Origin of the sequence: Streptomyces sp. NBC_00620 (genome assembly GCF_026341825.1) — a bacterium.
In the GTDB taxonomy this organism is placed as follows: Bacteria; Actinomycetota; Actinomycetes; order Streptomycetales; family Streptomycetaceae; genus Streptomyces.
In genome coordinates this window covers 2,270,786-2,287,733 of the sequence record NZ_JAPENY010000001.1, presented here as the reverse complement: position 1 = coordinate 2,287,733, position 16,948 = coordinate 2,270,786, and the positions used below count along the sequence as shown (strand labels likewise).

Sequence of the window (16,948 nt, the reverse complement as noted above, 5' to 3'; positions counted from 1 at the left end):
GCTTACATATACCCCTGGTAGGTATATGGTATCGAACTTTGCTGGGTATAGGGCCCTTGCCCGATGGCGGAGCCGGACCCTGTGCTGATCACTGTGCCTGATGGGCGACACTGGGAGACGGCCCATTAGCCGTGGCCGGATGATGCGCCTAGCATCAGCCTGACCGAACCGAAGCACCCCGAGGACCCCAACGTGCGCTTTCGTCTGACCCCCAGGGAGACGAGCTTCTACGACATGTTCTCCGCATCCGCGGACAACATCGTCACGGGCTCGAAACTCCTCATGGAACTGCTCGGGGCGGACGCCTCCGGCCGGACCGAGATCGCAGAGCGTATGCGGGCCGCGGAACACGCCGGTGACGACGCCACGCACGCGATCTTCCACCAGTTGAACTCCTCGTTCATCACGCCGTTCGACCGCGAGGACATCTACAACCTGGCCTCGTCCCTCGACGACATCATGGACTTCATGGAGGAGGCCGTCGACCTGGTCGTGCTGTATCAGGTCGAGGAGCTCCCCAAGGGTGTGGAGCAGCAGATCGAGGTGCTGGCGCGGGCGGCCGAGCTGACGGCGGAGGCCATGCCGAACCTCCGCACGATGGACAACCTCACCGAGTACTGGATCGAGGTCAACCGCCTGGAGAACCAGGCCGACCAGATCCACCGCAAGCTGCTCGCCCAGCTCTTCAACGGCAAGTACGACGCCATGGACGTGCTCAAGCTCAAGCAGATCGTGGATGTGCTGGAGGAAGCGGCCGACGCGTTCGAGCACGTGGCGAACACGGTGGAGACCATCGCCGTCAAGGAGTCCTGACCTCTTCATGGACACCTTCGCCCTGATCGTGACCATTGGCGTCGCGCTCGGATTCACATACACGAACGGCTTCCACGACTCGGCGAACGCGATCGCGACGTCCGTGTCGACGCGGGCGCTGACACCGCGGGCGGCGCTCGCCATGGCCGCGGTCATGAACCTCGCGGGTGCCTTCCTCGGCAGCGGGGTCGCCAAGACGGTCAGCGAGGGCCTGATCCAGACCCCCGAGGGCTCCAAGGGAATGGGAATCCTCTTCGCGGCCCTCGTCGGCGCGATCACCTGGAACCTGGTCACCTGGTACTTCGGTCTTCCGTCCTCCTCCTCCCATGCCCTGTTCGGCGGCATGGTGGGCGCGGCGCTGGCCGGCGGCACGACGGTCTACTGGGACGGGGTGCTGGACAAGGTCGTCATTCCGATGTTCGCCTCGCCGCTGGTCGGCCTGGTCGTCGGCTATCTGGTGATGTGCGCGATCATGTGGATTTTCCGCCGCTCCAACCCCCACAAGGCCAAGCGCGGATTCCGTATCGCCCAGACCGTCTCGGCCGCCGGCATGGCTCTCGGCCACGGTCTCCAGGACGCCCAGAAGACCATGGGCATCGTGGTGATGGCGCTGGTCATCGCCGATGTGCAGGGGCCGGGCGATCCGATTCCCGTCTGGGTGAAGATCGTCTGCGCGGTGATGCTGTCGCTCGGGACGTACGCCGGTGGCTGGCGCATCATGCGGACGCTGGGCCGGAAGATCATCGAGCTCGATCCGCCCCAGGGCTTCGCCGCGGAGACGACGGGCGCGTCGATCATGTTCGCCACGGCCTACCTCTTCAAGGCCCCCATCTCCACGACCCACGTCATCACCTCCGCCATCATGGGCGTCGGCGCCACCAAGCGCCTGAACGCCGTCCGCTGGGGCGTGGCCAAGAACATCATCCTCGGCTGGTTCATCACCATGCCGGCGGCGGCACTGGTGGCGGCGCTGAGCTTCTGGGTCGTGAATCTGGCGGTTCTGTAGGGGAGTTTCTTCGCCCCCTCCGCCCCTACCCGTCCCTTGCTTCCGGGCTACGCCCGATTTCAGCCCGTCCGGCGTTTGAGGACGAGGCCGTCCAGGCCGAAAGCGGGGGTCTGGGGGCGCAGCCCCCAGGAACGGGACGGGTAGGGGCGGAGGGGGCGAAAAAACCCACCCCCAGCCCCACCCGACCCGCAGACGCCCCGCCGGTGGAACCCCCGAACCCGGGGACCCGTCTCCCTCCACAGAACCAAGGGGAGGCGCACATGCAACGGCGTACGTTCATAGGCGGAGCCACAGCCGCACTCGCGGCGGCAGCCACAGCCGCGTGCAACGGCAAAACGGACGCGCCCCAAGGCGCGGCCGAAACAACCGGCACCCCCATACGCACGGCCACCACCAGCACAGCAACCCCCGCCAACTGGACCGCCCTGTCCAGGGACCTGGACGGCACCCTGATCCGCCCGAACGACCAGGCCTGGCCAACCGCCCACCAGCTCTACAACACCCGCTTCGACACCCTGAAGCCCACCGCAGTCGCCTACGTCGCCCACGCAGAAGACATCCGCACCACCATCGCCTACGCCCGCGCCCACGCCATCAAGGTCTCGATCCGAAACGGCGGCCACTCCTACGCAGGCTGGTCCTCCGGCAACAACCGCCTGGTCATCGACGTATCGAAGCTGAACAAGATCCGGGCAAGCGCCAACGAGGCAGTCGTGGGCGCCGGTTCCAAACTGATCGACGTGTACCGCGCCCTCGCGGCGAAGGGCGTCACGATCCCCGCCGGCTCGTGCCCCACGGTGGGCGTCTCCGGCCTCACCCTGGGCGGCGGCCACGGCGTGGTCTCCCGCGCGTACGGCCTGACCTGCGACAGCTTGACGCAGGCGACCCTGATCACGGCCGACGGCAAGCAGCTCACCGCGAACGCGACGGAGAACAAGGACCTCTTCTGGGCCCTGCGCGGCGCGGGCAACGGCAACTTCGGCATAGTCACCGAGCTCCGCTACAAGACCCACCCCGCCCCCCAGGCCGTATCGGCGTACATGACCTGGCCCTGGTCAAGGGCAGCCGCCGTGATCAAGGCCTGGCAGGAGTGGGGCCCGACCCAGCCGGACGAGATCTGGTCCTCCTGCCACCTCGCGAACGCGACCGGCGGCACGCCGACGATCTCCATCGCCGCGTTCTCCCTCGGCACGTACGTCGAACTCCAGAACGCCGTGGACCGGCTGGCCGACACGATCGGCGCCCCCGCGAGCAGCGTCTCGCTGAAGCGCCGCTCGTACGAGGACTCGATGGAGGTGTACGCGGGCTGCTCGTCCTTCTCCACGGACGCCCAGTGCCACCTGCCGGGCTCGACCCCGGGCCGCTCGACGCAGGGCGCCCTCGGTCGCGAAACGTACGCGGCCCGCTCGGATTTCTTCGACCATTCGATATCGTCGGCCGGGATCCAGGCCCTCATGAAGCAGCTCTCGACGGTCCGAGGCGGCTCGGGCAGCATCGCCCTGACGGCACTCGGCGGCGCGGTCAACCGCGTCTCCCCCACCTCCACGGCCTTCGTCCACCGCCGCTCGCGCATGCTCGCCCAGTACATCGCCGCTTGGCAGGCCGGCACCTCCGGCACCACCGCCCAGTCCTGGCTGACCACCGCCCACAAGGCCATGTCCCCCTACGCCTCGGGCGCCGCGTACCAGAACTACACGGACCCCACCCTCACCAACTGGCGCAAGGCGTACTACGGCGACGCGGCCCCCCGCCTGACAGCCCTGAAGAAGCAGTACGACCCGAACCGCTTCTTCGACTTCCCGCAGGCGCTGTAGTACGGCCGTTGCGCGGCGGTGCGGTCTTACGCGACAGCGCGGTGCGGACTCTGCGCGACAGCGCGGGCTCGGGCGGTACGGCCTCTACGCGGCCAGATCCCGATCCTCGGCCCGCTCCACCCGAGCCCCCGCGATCACCGCTTCCTCACCCGCGAGAGCCGCCCCCCGCGCCCGGATCAGCCCGCCGACCCGCGCGGACCCTTCCACGGCCTTGGCCACCGGCGTCAGCAGAAGCATGGCGAGCGGGGACAGCAGCAGGGCGACCGCCGTGCCGAGGGCGAAGCCGCCGATCACGTCGGTCGGGTAGTGCACGCCCATGTAGACCCGGCAGAAACCTTCGAGCAGCGCGAGCCCTATTCCGATCAGCCCGAACTTCCGGTTCGCGATGAAGAGCCCGACCGCGACGGCCATGGTGAGCGTCGCGTGGTCGCTGACGAAGGAGTAGTCGGTCTTGCCGGACACCAGCACGTCGAGGCCCTGGTGGTCGGCGAAGGGTCTGGGCCGCGCCACGAAATCCCGTATCGGCATGTTCACCAGCAGCGCGATCCCGGCGGCCAGCGGCGCCCACACCACCGCGGCCACGGACGACGCGGCATCCTCGCCGCCCCGCCGCCGCACGGACCACCAGCACCCGGCCACCAGCAGGACCATCGCGATCAGCAGCCCGTACTCGCCCACGAACTCGACACCCCGGTCGAACCACCGGGGCGCGTCCTTGGCCAGGCCATTGATGTCGTAGAGCAGGTCGACGTCGGGATTGGAACCGGATTCGGCGAGTCCAGCCATAGCGCTGCGGCTCCTTCGTCGTCGTGCCCGCGCGCGCAGCCTTTCGTGCGGCGCTCTGTCCCACCCCCGTGGTCGTAGATCCGCTCTACGTCAACAGGAACGCACAGTCCCCTCCAGTACGTTCCACCCTCCACCGAATGATCACTCAGACGTTATCGAAGAGAGATACATCGCCGCAGCTCAGAGGGTGGGTTCAGACCGTCGTGGGCAATGCTTTCGCGCCATCTTCGGTCACTCGCGTGGCTCCGAAGTAGTCGGGGGTGTCGACGGGGTCGAAGCGGATGACGGCCCCCGGCTTGGGCGCGTCGATCATGTACCCGCCGCCCACGTAGATGCCCACGTGCCGGATCGCCCGCGAGTTGGTGAGGTCGTCCGAGAAGAACACCAGATCGCCCGGCAGCAGCTCTTCCCGCGCGGGGTGCGGCCCGGCGTTGTACTGGTCGTTGGCGACCCGCGGAAGCGTGACCCCGACACTCTCGTACGCGGCCTTCGTCAGCCCCGAGCAGTCGAAGCGTCCGCCCTGGTCAGCGGTACCGTTCCCGCCCCACAGGTAGGGCGTGCCGAGCTTCTCCTGCGCGTACGAGATGGCCGCCGCGGCCTGCTTGGAGGGGTCGACCCGGGTCACCGGCGCGGCGAAACTCGCCTGCAGAGTGGTGATCGTCTTCACGTAGTTCTGGGTCTCCTTGTACGGCGGTACGCCCCCGTACTTGATGACCGCGTACGCCCCCGCGTTGTAGGCGGCGAGCATGTTGTGCGTCGGGTCCCCCGGCGCGTCCTTCACGTACGAGGCGAGCTCGCAGTCGTACGAAGCCGCCGATGGAATCGCGTCATTCGGATCCCATACATCGCGGTCGCCGTCCCCGTCGCCGTCGATTCCGTGAGTGGCCCAGGTCCCCGGGATGAATTGCGCTATTCCCTGCGCCGCCGCAGGGCTCTGGGCGCTCGGATTGAATCCGCTCTCCTGATAGAGCTGCGCGGCCAGCAGCGCCGGGTTGATGGCGCTGCACAGATTGCCCCACTTCTGTACGAGCGTCTGGTACGCGGCCGGCACGGCGCCCTTGGCCAGCGTGACCGCTCCGCCGGCCGCCCCACCCGCGAGGTTCCCCGCGACCAGGTAGACGCCGACGACGAGCACCATGACAAAGCCGAGCCCGGTGCCGACGGCGGCGATCGCCACGATCCATGCCTTACGCACCGTCAACCGCCCCTCGCCGCCCAGGAGTCCGCCGAGGTCAGTGTAGAGGCGGCTCCCGTGCGACGGGATGATCACACACAAGGTCGTACGGGGCGAAAACCGATGGACGCGACCGGCCGGCCGGTCCTACTCTCGGCCGGTCCAAGCGTTGTTGCTTCCGATGAGGTGCATTTGATGACGGTTCAGGCGAGCGCGGCCGAGTTCCACCGGCCGCCGACCGAAGGCATCACCACCATCGCAACCACCTTGGACCGAAGGAACCCCAGAAGTGGATCTTCCACGTATTTTCACCATCCGCGAGAGTAGCCATCGCATCCACAACCCGTTCACCAGCGAGAAGCTGGCGACTCTGGGCGAGGCGCTCAGCCCGCCGCCGGGGACTCGCATGCTCGATCTCGCCTGCGGCACGGGCGAGATGCTGTGCACCTGGGCACGCGACCACCAGATCACCGGCACCGGCGTGGACATCAGCACCGTCTCCATCGCCACCGCCCGCGCCCGAGCCGTCGAGCTGGGCGTCGCCGACCGAGTCACCTTCACGCACGGGGACGCGACGGGCCATGTCTCCGACGAACCGGTGGGCATCGCCGCGTGCATCGGCGCGACCTGGATCGGCAACGGACCGGCCGGCACCGTAGAACTCCTCCGCCGCAGCCTGGCCCCCGGCGGCATGATCCTGATCGGCGAGCCGTACTGGCGCCTCGATCCCCCGGATCAGACGACCGTCGAGGCCTGCCACGCTTCGGCCAAGGAGGACTTCCTCCCGCTGCCCGAGCTCCTCGAGCAGTTCGGCGAACTCGGCTGCGACGTGGTCGAGATGGTCCTCGCCGACCATGACAGCTGGGACCGCTTCGCCGCCGCCCAGTGGCTCAACATCCGCCGCTGGCTCGACGAGAACCCGGACGACGAACTGGCCCCCGTATTGCGCGCGGAACTCACCACCGCCCCCGCACGCCACGTCCGCTACCAGCGGGAGTACCTCGGCTGGGGAGTCTTCGCCCTGATGAATCGCTGACCCACCTCAAAGGGGGGTGTGGTGCGTGGCGTAGGCCACGCACCACACCCCTCCCGCCGTTGTGGTTCAGCTACGCGTCAGCGTGTAGTCGCCGCCGACGTTGTCGAACGTGGTCACGATGCCGTACTCGCCGGTCCGCGTCGGCGTGAAGGTCACCGAGACCGGCTGCCCACCGGAGTTGGACCCGACAGCGGACGCCACCGCGGAGCTGCGGCTCTGGACGAACGTCGACGGTGCGCTCGGATCGTCGCCCATGACGAACAGACTGGCCACCGAGATCGGGCTTGTCGTGGTCAGCGTGATCGTCACCGGCACACCCGCGGTCAGCGGCGTGTCCTGCACGGCGGCGACCTGCGAGTCGTCGAGGTGGAAGGAGGTGGATGACCCCGGCTGCAACGTGTCGAAGCCCATCACGGACTCGATGGTGTAGGTACCGGGTCCCCCCTGGAACAGGCTCACCCGTGGGTAGTAGTCGCCCACCGGCCGCAGATTCGAGTCGATCGCGACGAAATCGACCGTCTGGCCGCCCAGAGCGCTGCCGCCGAGAACCGACGTCTGCGCCCGGTCGTCGTACAGCAGGAGGTTGAAGTCGTTCGGATTCGACGGCCGCAGCGCGACCACGGACCACGAGTGGACCGCGGTGTTGAGGCTGAAGTTCTGCGGCGGCCCGGGAAAGACGAACGCGGGGAGGAACTGACCTCGGGCGTCGAGCAAGGGCTTGCGGTAGCCGTAGTCGATCGTGTTCTGGTAGAGCGACCCCAGCGAGGAGTCGGACACGTCGAATCCTTCCGTGCCACGACTGCTCCAGAACGACGCCAACGTGTTGTCGACGTGACGCGCGAGCGGGAAGAAGACGGCTCCGAAGCCCTCACTGTGCTGATCCCAGGTTTCGGCACCGCTGGAGTTGATGTCTATGAGATCCCACAACGCCCCGGCGACCCGCGTCTCCGTCACATCACCATTGCCGACACCATTGAACCCCCAGGTCGGAAACTCGAAATTCATCGAGGTTCCGATGCCGAACTGAAAAACCGGGGTGTGGTACATGGCCAGTGAGAAGAAGTCCGCCCATCCCTCGATCCACGCGCATACGGCGGTGCTGGCCTGGTTGGGAGGATGCGGCCTGGGGCAACCCACGGTCGACGGAAACGCGTCGTTGTAGACGTCGTCCATCAGCGCGTGGCCGATCTCGTGCATGACCTCCATCGGGGCGTCCGGGGTTACGGCGAGCAGCTGCACCACGTTGCCCACCTGGTCATAGAAATCCGTGTCGCCGACTGCGGTGTTCGACCAGTTGATTCGCAACTGCCGGCACGTGGTGTCCTTCGGATCCCAGCAGCCGTTCGTGTGCGGAACCCCCACCCACGCGTCGTTGGCCTCGTCGAAGGCGTGAGCGGCCCGGTGGCCCGCCGTGCCGTCGCCGGGAACCTGGGTGCCGAAGTTCACGGTGCTGCCCGCTACCGGATTGGCGCGGACCGGCGTACTCCAGTTGTAGATGTTCGTGCCGTTCTGCACCCGCCACGCGCCGTTCTCAGCCGCGAACGTGATGTACAACTGCGTGAACTGCGCGGCCGTGAAACAGATGTCGTAGCGGCCGGCGGAGTTCGTGAGCCCGGCGATCCGCGCGCCGGTCCGCAGATCCCGCACCTGGACCTGCATGTTCATCCCGTTGTGCTGCACACCGGCCTGGTCGTTGTAGGCCCAGGTGCCGACCGCGTGCGTGTCACAGGCCAGCAGCGACGGCGAAGCGCCGGAGCTCTGCTTCTGTGCCGGAAGTGCCGGAAGTGCCGGAAGTCCCGGGCTCGGCGCACTGCTCGTCGCCTGCCAGGCCGGACGTTTCGCCGCGTCGGGCGATGCCGCTACGGCGGCTGGTCCACCGCCCGAGTCCGCCCATCCGACGCCGACTCCGGGACCCACCAACGCGCACAGCACTGTCAGCACGACAACGAAGACGGTTCTTCGTGCCGCGCCAGGTGGTTTCCCGCTTGTGTTGATCAAGCTCAGTCTCATGTGGTCATCCCCCGATGACGAGAACTGGGTTGTGCGGCGACAACGTTGCCGCCGTGGGAAAGCGTGCCCGCGCAGCCGTGACAGGGGATGAGTAACTGCTACTCAACTACCCCGAGCGCCTGCGCGAGTTGGTGCCGGGTGGTGACGCCGAGTTTGGCGTAGGCGTGCTGGAGGTGGTTGTCGACGGTGCGCACCGACAGGGCCAGGACCTGGGCGATGTCCTTGCTGGCGGTGCCGACGGCGGCGAGCAGGGCGATCTCTCGTTCCCGGGCGGTGAGCGCGGCCGTGGCCTGGGCGGTGGTCAGCAACGGTGTGCGGGCGCCTTCGCAGCGGGCCCGGGCCATGGCGGCCCGCTGGGTGGCCGCGGCGGCGCGGCGGGGCCGGGCAGCCCTGCGCCAGGCGGCCGCGGCGGCGGTGGCCGCCTCGGCGTCGAGCAGGTCCGCGCCGATGGCCCGGCAGGCGTCGGCGGCCAGAAGGAGCTGGTCGGGGTCGTCGGCGGCCAGCGCCCTCGCCAACTGGGCTCGCGCGGGGGCGAGTTCGCCGTCACAGGCCTGGGCGATCGCGGTCAGTCGGCCGGTGACCTCCTTGGCCCCGCCGAGCCGGGCGACGTCGGTCAACAGCAGTGCCTCGCCGGTGACATGACCACTGGCGCGGGCGGTGGTGGCGGCAGCGGTGAGCACGGACCGGGCCCGCCCCAGCTGTCCGCGGGCGGCCAACAGCCATGCCTCGCCCAGGCGTTCCTCCCCGGCGGACAGCAACCCCGGTTCCGCCGGCGGCAGGGCGCGGTGCTCGGCCAGCGTCGCCTCGGCCGCGTCCAGGTCTCCCAGTACGGCCGCGCAGGCGGCGAGACCGCCGAGCACCAGGCGCAGGGCCATGGCGTGGTCGATACCGCGGGACACGGTGGCGGCCTCGGCCCACCAGCGGCGGGCGGTGGCGGGGTGGCCGGCCAACCAGTGCGTACGGCCCAGGAGGACGGCCAGCCAGATCCGTACGGGGGAACCCGCGGCGGTGAGTTCGGCGTAGGCGCGCTCGCCCTCCCGGCAGGCTTCGGCCGCCGGGAGGCCGGCCTCGGTGAGGGCGAGGACGAGCGGGACGCGCTGGAAGGCGGGATGGGAGGCCAGGGCCCGTTCCTGGACCCGCCGGTGCGCGTCGTGGGCGCGCCGCGCCCAGGTCGTGGCCTCGGCGGTACGGCCCACCAGGGCCAGCGCGGCGGGCTTCATCCAGGCTCCGCGCAGCCAGGCGTTGACGTCGGGCGCGTCACCGACCTCGGTCTCCAGATCCGCCAACAGGGCCAGGCCCTCGGCCGGCCGGCCGCCGACGATCCGCAGGAAACCCTCGTTGACCGTGAGCTTGCGGCGATCGGCGGGGCTGCTGACCTGTTCGCGGGCGGCGTCGTTGACCGCGAGCGCCTCGGCGACGGGGGCGTTGCTCCACAGCAGGTTCGTCGTCCGGACCAGGGCGACCGCGAGCTTGTCCTGCTCGTCGACGGCAAAGGCGTCGGCACGGGCGAGCGTCGCCTCGGCCCGGTGCCAGCGGCCCAACTCGAACAGGGCCTCGCCGAGCCTCAGGTCGGTCGCGGTGGTCCGGTACTTCTCGGGCAGGGCCTCCAGGAGGGCGACGGTCTGGGGTAAGTCGTGGGCGTGGCGTGCCAGTACGGCGGCCTGGGCGAGGAGTGCCGGGTCGGCGGTGCCGGTGGCGGCCAGCCGCCAGCTGGCGATGTGCAGCAGGTCGGCGCGGCGGCGGGCTCCGCGGGCCTCGACGCGCTCGGCCTGGTCGAGGAGCAGAACCCGGCGGCGCAGGACCGGCAGACCGGCGCGCAGCACCTCGCCGTACAGGGGATGGGCCAGGGAGACGGCGGTGCGCCGCCCGTCCTGGGTGACCCGTATCAGCCCGGCCTGTTCCAGGGCCGCCGTCACCTGCGGCGGGGCGAGCGCTTCGACGTATGTGAGGGACAGCGGCTCGCACAGCGCCAGCAACTCCAGGACGGGGCGTCCGGCGGAGTCGGCGGTGGCCAGCCGCGTCGAGATCATTTCGGTGAGCCGCGCGGTGCCCGGCAGCCGGTCCTCGACCAGATGCCAGATCTCGCCGTCCTCGGTCAGATTTCCGGCGGTCAGGGCGCCGAGGACCAGTTCGCGCAGGTAGAGCACGTTGCCGCCGCTCGCGGCCGACAGCTTGTGCAGGGGTCTTCGGGCGACCGGTCTCCCGAGCGCGGCCTGCAGCAGCGCCTCGATCTGCTCCGGGCCCAGCACGGTCAGGTCGACCCGGTACACCGCGTCCCCGCCGCGCAGCGCGGCGACGGCCTCCCCGTAGGGCTCCCCGCTGCGCACGGTGCCGATCAGCAGGAGCGCGCCGGTGTCCATCAACTGCCGCAGCAGTACGGCCGAGGCGGCGTCCAGCAGATGCATGTCGTCGACCATCAGCACCCACTGCCGCCCCGGCCCGGCGGTCAACTCCTGGGCGACAGCGTCGAATCCGGCGACCGGGTCGGACAGATCCACCCCGACCGGCAGCAGATGCGCGATCGCCCCCAACGGCACCGCGCCGGCCGCGACGCTCGCGGTGGCCCGCCCCACCCGGAACCCCGCCGCCGCGGCCCGGTCGAGACACTCCTCGGCCAGCCGGGACTTGCCCACGCCCGCTGCCCCGCCCACCACGAACCCGCGACACCCCCGGTCCGCCAACGCCGCGGCGAAGTACTCCAACTCCGCCTCACGCCCCACCAACGGCCAACGCCCCGCCCATTCCCGCACTCCGGCTCCCCCGTCCCCGGCAGCCCGTCATATGCCGCTGGGCACCATCCCATCAGCTCACGGCCCATCCTTGGGGCTGGGTTTCGGGCCATCGTTGAGGTCCGCCCACAGCAGCTTCCCGCCCTTCGAAGCCCCCAGCTCCCGAAGCACGGACACGCCCCACGCGTCCGCGCAGGCCCGTACGAGGTGCAGGCCGCGCCCGTGTTCGGCGTCTTCCGGGGGTACGAGGACGGGGGCGCCCCTCTCCGAGAAGCCCGGCGGGACGGTCGGATCGGTGTCCCAGACGGCGATACGGACCCGGTCGGGGTCGGCGGCGAGGAGGCGCAGAGCGTACGGGCCCCGGGTGTGCAGATGGGCGTTGGTCAGCAGCTCGGAGGCCAACAGCTCTGCGGTGGGGGCGAGTTCGGTGAGGTCGTGGGCGGCGAGGATGGTTCGGAGGGTGGCTCGGGCGATGCCGGGGGCGCGGGGATCGTGGGGGAGTTGAAGGGTGTAGGACCAGGTGGGGGATACGGTTGCCATCGAAATCTCCGATCACGGAGGGGAGTTGAGTGGTTTCGCTACGGTGCCCAGTGACCGCGGTCGCTCCGTCGAGCGGGGTGCTTCTGGGCGAGGCGCCTGATCTCAAAAGTAGCGCCAGCAGTTATATTCTTCACTCAATTCCCGAGAATACTAAGCACATCCATCCGTGTGGGTGACCCCTTGCACGGAGGAACGAGGAGCATGGCCGTGAGGACCAACCCGACGGGACGTCAACTGCGGCTCGGAGCCGAGCTGCGCAAGTTGCGCGAGCGGGCAGGGCTTACCTCGACAGGGGCCGCTGAGCTGCTCGGAATGAGACAAGCGCAGGTCAGCAACATGGAGTCCGGGCGGATCGGGGTAAGCGCGGAGCGGGTACGCGCCCTGGCCTGCCAGTACGAGTGCTCGGACAAAGCCCTGGTAGAAGCCGTCGCCGGGATGGTTGCCGACCGGAAGCGCGGCTGGTGGGAGGAGTACCGCGAGATCCTGCCCAGCTCCTTGCTGGACCTCGCCGAACTGGAGCACAACGCCCAGTCGTTGCGCACGACCATCACGGCACGGATCCCTGGACTGCTCCAAACCGTGGACTACGCCCGCGAGATCTTCCGCCAGGGCGTCACCGAACTCCCGCCGCCCGAGGTGGAGCACCGCCTCTCGTTCCGCATCAAGCGCCAGGCCGTGCTGTTCAGGGAAGACCCCACGCCGTACGAAGCGATCATCCACGAAGCGGCGCTACGGATGAAGGTCGGTGGCTCACCGGTGGCCCGGCAGCAGCTTCAGCACCTTCTCGGGATGAGCGAGCGCGAGCACATCACCCTCCGCGCCATCACCTTCGACGTCGGCGCCTACCCCGGGTCCGGCCAGTCGATCTACTACGCGCACGGCCCCGTCCCGGAACTCGACACGGTGCACCTCGACCAGTCCCACGGCCTCACCTTCCTGGACGCCGAAGCTCAGCTGCACAAGTACCGGATCCTCTTCGAACGGGTCGAGGCCGTCGCTCTCGACCCCGACAAGACCCGGGACCTCATCAGCAACGTCATCCACGACCTGTGAGGAAGCTCCCTTGACCCCGTACCCCTGGCAGAAGTCCTCGTACTGCTCCGAAGGTGACTCCTGCATACATGTCACCGGAACCGGCTCGATCCATCTCACCGAAAGCAGCGACCCCACCGCAGCGATACTCACCGCCACCCCCGCCACCTTCCGCACCCTCCTCCAAACCCTCAAGAAGGACCCGAACCGTGGCTGACATCCCCCCGAACCTCGACTGGGTCCGAGCCGCCCCGGACGACGCAACCGGCCCAGGCCCCTGGATCGAACTCGCCTTCGGCGAAAACGACTTGGTCTACATCCGCGAAACCGGCAACCCCACGAACATCGTCACTACAACCCAGAAGAAGTGGGACGCGTTCGTACTGGGCGTACAGGCAGGCGAGTTCGACCACTTCGTAGAGGGACTGGAGGACGAAAAATCTTAGGCACGACAACAACACGCCGAACCCTGCTCACCACGGCAACGGCAACAGCCGCACTCGCGCTCACAGCCGGACCGGCATCAGCAACCCCCCGTACCCGGAACACCACACACACCCGCCTGCGGGAACTCGAGGAACAACACGGCGCCAGAGTCGGAGCGTTCGCCCACAACCTGGGGACAAAGGCGACCGTGCGGTACCGGGCGTCGGAGCTCTTCCCGATGTGTTCGGTGTTCAAGACGCTCGCGGTCGCGGCCGTGCTGCGGGACCTCGACGACCACGGCGAGACGCTCGCCAGGCGGATCCACTACACGGCCGAGTTCGTGGAGGCGGCCGGCGGTGGAGCGGTGACCGTCAAGCCGGAGAACGTGGCGGCCGGCCTGACCGTCGAGCAACTGTCCGACGCCGCGATCCGCTTCAGCGACAACGCCGCCGCCAACCTCCTGCTCCGCGAGCTCGGCGGCCCCACCGCAGTGACCCGGTTCTGCCGCTCGCTCGGGGATCGGACGACCCGACTGGACCGCTGGGAACCGGAGTTGAACTCGGCGGAGCCGGGCCGGTCGGAGGACACGACCACCCCGGGCGCCATCGCCCGGACGTACGCACGGCTGGTACTCGGCAACGCCCTGAACGACGAGGACCGGACCCGCCTGACGGCCTGGCTCCTCGGCAACACGACCGGCGGTGAACGCCTGCGCAAGGGCCTGCCGCAGGACTGGACGGTCGGCGACAAGACGGGCACGGGCCAGTACGGGACGGCCAACGACGTGGGCATCGCCTGGACACCGGACGGCACCCCCGTCGTCGTGGCCGTCCTGACCACCAAGCCCGACCCGGCGGCCGGCGCGGACAGCCCGCTGGTCGCGAAGACGGCCACGGTTCTGGCGGAAGCGGTGAGCTGACCCGAGCGGCGGGGGCGGGCGCCTCAACAGGACACCGTGATCAGCGCGACGTCTAATGGTCGTGACTGAACGTTCCGCCTGGAGCGCTGGGAGCGACCCGTGCGACTGCGTCGGCTGGGTGAATGGTGTGCGCGGCACTTCGTGATCGTCATCGTGCTGTGGCTGGCCGCCCTCGTCGCCCTGCAGATGCTCAACCGTTCGTTCGGCGGGGAGTACGAGGACAACTTCTCCCTGTCGGGAGTGCAGTCCCAGCAGGGCCTGGACGTCCTCAAGGAGCACGATCCGGCGGCCGGCGGCTACAGCAGCCAGATCGTGCTCCAGGACAAGTCGAAGCCGCTGACCGACGTGGACTCGCAGATGTCACAGACGGTCGGCGACCTGCAGAAACTGCCACACGTCCTGGCCGTACAGAACCCGTTGCAGTCCTCCTCGGGACAGTCGAGCCAGTCCTCCTCACAGCCGAACGTCGGCCCCATCACCTCCGACGCCAAGACCGCGTACATCACCGTCCGCTTCGACGTACAGCCCTCCACCCTCGGCGACGACTACCTCACCGGCGTGGACACCTCGGTGCAGCCCCTGCGCGCGGCCGGTGTCGACGTCGAGTACGGCGGACCGCTGGGCGAGCTGGCGAGGCCCGAGGCGGACGACCGGGTCAGCGAGCTGATCGGGTTCGCGGTGGCGATCGTGGTGCTGCTCGTCGGGTTCGGGAGCGTGATCGCCGCGGGTATTCCGCTCCTCTCCGCGCTGATCAGCGTGATCGGAGGGCTGGCCTGCCTGGGACTGCTGGCGTCCGCGTTCACCTTCGCCACCGTCTCGCCGACCCTGGCCACGATGATCGGGCTCGGCGTCGGCATCGACTACGCGCTGTTCCTGATCACCAGGCACCGGCAGAACCTCATGGACGGCGCCGATCCGGTCCAGGCGGCGGGCCGCGCCACCGCCACCAGCGGCCGGGCCGTGCTGGTCTCCGGCTGCACGGTGATCATCGCCCTGGCCGGTCTGTCGGTCTCCGGCGTCTCGTTCATCGGCTTGCTGGGCGTGGCCGCCGCCGTCACGGTGGTCTCCGCGGTCCTGGGCGCCCTCACCCTCGTACCGGCGATCCTCGGCCTCATCGGCAAACGCATCGACCGCTACCACGTACGCCGCCCGGTCGCCGAGACGGACGCGGAGCCCGGAGCCCCGGCGCACGGCACCTGGCACCGCTATGCGCAGCGTGTGGAGCGACGCCCGTGGTGGTTCCTGACCGGCGGAGTCGTCGTCGTACTCGTGCTGGCGATCCCCGTGCTGTCCATCCAGCTCGGCCACATCGGGGACGGCGCGGACCCGAAGTCGTTCACGGACCGCCGGGCCTACGACATCATGGCGACGGCCTTCGGCCCCGGCTCGAACGGTCCGCTGACGGTCGTCATCGACCAGACCGACGTGCCCTCCGACCAGCGCTCCGCCCTCTCCTCCCAGGCGCAGAAGGAACTCAACGGCGTAGCGGGCGCGGCCACCGTCACCCCGCTCACCCCGACGCAGGACGGAGACGTACTCGTCGGCACGGTCTACTCGAAGGAAGCCCCGCAGAGCGCCACGACCACCGACCTCACCAACCGCCTGGTCGACGAGACCCTGCCGCAGGCCGTCTCCGGGACCAAAGCCGACGGCTATGTGACCGGCACGACCGCCGCCCAGGTCGACTTCCGCGACATCGTCGCGAGCCGCCTCCCCCTGATCATCGGGGTCGTCGTAGCCCTAGCCTTCCTGATCATCCTCATCGTCTTCCGGGGCCTCCTTGTCGCCCTGAAGGCGGCCGTCCTCAACGTGCTCTCCATCGCCGCGTCGTACGGCGTCGTCGTCGCCGTCTTCCAATGGGGCTGGGGCGGGCCCGCGTTGGGCGTCGAGGGCAAGGTGCCGATCGAGAGCTATGTGCCGATGATGATGTTCGCGATCATCTTCGGACTGAGCATGGACTACGAGATCTTCCTGCTCTCCCGCGTCCACGAGGCCTGGATCCGCACCGGCGACGCGAAGGCGAGCGTCGCGCACGCCCTGGAGATCACCGCCCGCGTGATCACCTGCGCGGCCCTGATCATGGTCAGCGTCTTCGCCGCGTTCATCGTCAGCGACAACGTGGTCGTCAAGATGCTGGGACTTGGGCTCGCGGTGAGCGTGCTCATCGACGCGACCGTCGTACGCCTGCTGCTGGTACCGGCAGTCATGACCCTGCTCGGCCACCACGCCTGGTGGACCCCCCGCTGGCTCGACCGTCTCCTCCCCCATGTGGACACGGAGGGCGAGAAGGCAGCCTGAGCTCGTATCCATAAGTCACCGGTGTGCCGCTGATGCGGCCCCGGTGACTTTCCTGTGAGCGGAGTCAAGCCGCCGTCAGCTTCCGGCCATCGAGGCGCCATTGAGCGGTAAGCGCACGGCCTTTGTTCAGTAAGGCGGAAGTCAGGATTCCAGAAGTCCCTTGTTGTCGCGTACTCAACAAGGGATGGTCATCCGCGGGCCGATCAAGCCCACCGCCGGGGACACCGGACCGGCGGCGCACGGCACCCGCACTGCCCCTGTCAACCACTCTCAGGAGCTGTACGTTGCGTATCGAATCCCCCCAAATATCTGTCACGCGTGGCAGATGGCGCCGCATAGGCGCAGCCGCTCTCGGCACCGCCGCA

14 protein-coding genes are annotated in these 16,948 nt (G+C 68.9%); 9 read left to right on the top strand and 5 right to left on the bottom strand.

Going from position 1 to position 16,948, the window contains the following annotated elements:
* The first annotated feature begins 192 nt into the window (after positions 1–192).
* The 3 genes from OG246_RS10550 (at position 193) to OG246_RS10540 (ending at position 3,633) form a co-directional block, all read left to right on the top strand.
* Positions 193–813, top strand: coding sequence for a DUF47 domain-containing protein (locus OG246_RS10550; RefSeq protein WP_266459195.1), 621 nt, complete (start codon positions 193–195; stop codon positions 811–813).
* 7 nt (positions 814–820) lie between these two features.
* Complete coding sequence (locus tag OG246_RS10545; RefSeq protein ID WP_266459193.1) at positions 821–1,819, top strand: inorganic phosphate transporter; 999 nt, start codon at positions 821–823, stop codon at positions 1,817–1,819.
* A 260-nt stretch (positions 1,820–2,079) separates the two neighbouring features.
* Positions 2,080–3,633, top strand: coding sequence for an FAD-binding oxidoreductase (locus OG246_RS10540; RefSeq protein WP_266459191.1), 1,554 nt, complete (start codon positions 2,080–2,082; stop codon positions 3,631–3,633).
* 84 nt (positions 3,634–3,717) lie between these two features.
* Here OG246_RS10540 and OG246_RS10535 read toward each other — a convergent pair whose 3' ends face one another.
* Both OG246_RS10535 and OG246_RS10530 read right to left on the bottom strand, forming a co-directional pair.
* Entirely contained in the window at positions 3,718–4,419 is a 702-nt protein-coding gene (locus tag OG246_RS10535; RefSeq protein ID WP_266459189.1) for a phosphatase PAP2 family protein, read from the bottom strand.
* A 193-nt stretch (positions 4,420–4,612) separates the two neighbouring features.
* The gene (locus OG246_RS10530) at positions 4,613–5,620 is read right to left on the bottom strand and encodes a bifunctional lytic transglycosylase/C40 family peptidase (protein ID WP_266464059.1); all 1,008 of its coding nucleotides are present in this window, start codon (positions 5,618–5,620) and stop codon (positions 4,613–4,615) included.
* A gap of 262 nt (positions 5,621–5,882) precedes the next feature.
* On the opposite strand from OG246_RS10530, the gene OG246_RS10525 reads away from it, so the two are divergent.
* Positions 5,883–6,629, top strand: a complete 747-nt coding sequence (locus OG246_RS10525; protein ID WP_266459187.1) for a cyclopropane-fatty-acyl-phospholipid synthase family protein — start codon at positions 5,883–5,885, stop codon at positions 6,627–6,629.
* 66 nt (positions 6,630–6,695) lie between these two features.
* Here OG246_RS10525 and OG246_RS10520 read toward each other — a convergent pair whose 3' ends face one another.
* The 3 genes from OG246_RS10520 to OG246_RS10510 all read right to left on the bottom strand — a co-directional run bounded on the left by OG246_RS10520 (position 6,696) and on the right by OG246_RS10510 (position 11,908).
* The gene (locus tag OG246_RS10520; RefSeq protein WP_266459186.1) at positions 6,696–8,639 is read right to left on the bottom strand and encodes a hypothetical protein; all 1,944 of its coding nucleotides are present in this window, start codon (positions 8,637–8,639) and stop codon (positions 6,696–6,698) included.
* 98 nt (positions 8,640–8,737) lie between these two features.
* Positions 8,738–11,389 carry a LuxR family transcriptional regulator gene (locus tag OG246_RS10515; protein ID WP_266459184.1) on the bottom strand — a complete coding sequence of 884 codons (2,652 nt, stop codon included), beginning with the start codon at positions 11,387–11,389 and terminating at the stop codon, positions 8,738–8,740.
* 57 nt (positions 11,390–11,446) lie between these two features.
* Complete coding sequence (locus OG246_RS10510; RefSeq protein ID WP_266459183.1) at positions 11,447–11,908, bottom strand: ATP-binding protein; 462 nt, start codon at positions 11,906–11,908, stop codon at positions 11,447–11,449.
* Between the two features lie 201 nt (positions 11,909–12,109).
* Here OG246_RS10510 and OG246_RS10505 point away from each other — a divergent pair, with 201 nt between their 5' ends.
* From OG246_RS10505 to OG246_RS10485, 5 genes are all read left to right on the top strand, one after another.
* Positions 12,110–12,961 (top strand): helix-turn-helix transcriptional regulator, encoded by an 852-nt coding sequence (locus tag OG246_RS10505; protein ID WP_266459181.1) that lies wholly within the window; start codon positions 12,110–12,112, stop codon positions 12,959–12,961.
* A 10-nt stretch (positions 12,962–12,971) separates the two neighbouring features.
* The gene (locus OG246_RS10500) at positions 12,972–13,157 is read left to right on the top strand and encodes a DUF397 domain-containing protein (RefSeq protein WP_266459179.1); all 186 of its coding nucleotides are present in this window, start codon (positions 12,972–12,974) and stop codon (positions 13,155–13,157) included.
* On the top strand, positions 13,150–13,386 hold the full coding sequence (locus tag OG246_RS10495; RefSeq protein ID WP_266459177.1) for a DUF397 domain-containing protein: 237 nt from the start codon (positions 13,150–13,152) through the stop codon (positions 13,384–13,386). Before OG246_RS10500 ends, OG246_RS10495 begins: the two co-directional genes overlap by 8 nt.
* Positions 13,387–13,409: 23 nt before the next feature.
* Complete coding sequence (gene bla, locus OG246_RS10490) at positions 13,410–14,285, top strand: class A beta-lactamase (protein WP_266464056.1); 876 nt, start codon at positions 13,410–13,412, stop codon at positions 14,283–14,285.
* A 186-nt stretch (positions 14,286–14,471) separates the two neighbouring features.
* A complete protein-coding gene (locus tag OG246_RS10485) occupies positions 14,472–16,583 on the top strand; it encodes an MMPL family transporter (protein WP_266464052.1) in 2,112 nt (703 codons plus the stop codon).
* Positions 16,584–16,948: the final 365 nt, after the last annotated feature.

Coding starts and splice junctions, on each gene's coding strand:
- OG246_RS10520 (WP_266459186.1), bottom strand. CDS start 8,639: ATGAGACTGAGCTTGATCAACACAAGCGGGAAACCACCTGGCGCGGCA.
- OG246_RS10510 (WP_266459183.1), bottom strand. CDS start 11,908: ATGGCAACCGTATCCCCCACCTGGTCCTACACCCTTCAACTCCCCCAC.
- OG246_RS10545 (WP_266459193.1), top strand. CDS start 821: ATGGACACCTTCGCCCTGATCGTGACCATTGGCGTCGCGCTCGGATTC.
- OG246_RS10535 (WP_266459189.1), bottom strand. CDS start 4,419: ATGGCTGGACTCGCCGAATCCGGTTCCAATCCCGACGTCGACCTGCTC.
- OG246_RS10540 (WP_266459191.1), top strand. CDS start 2,080: ATGCAACGGCGTACGTTCATAGGCGGAGCCACAGCCGCACTCGCGGCG.
- OG246_RS10505 (WP_266459181.1), top strand. CDS start 12,110: ATGGCCGTGAGGACCAACCCGACGGGACGTCAACTGCGGCTCGGAGCC.
- OG246_RS10485 (WP_266464052.1), top strand. CDS start 14,472: ATGCTCAACCGTTCGTTCGGCGGGGAGTACGAGGACAACTTCTCCCTG.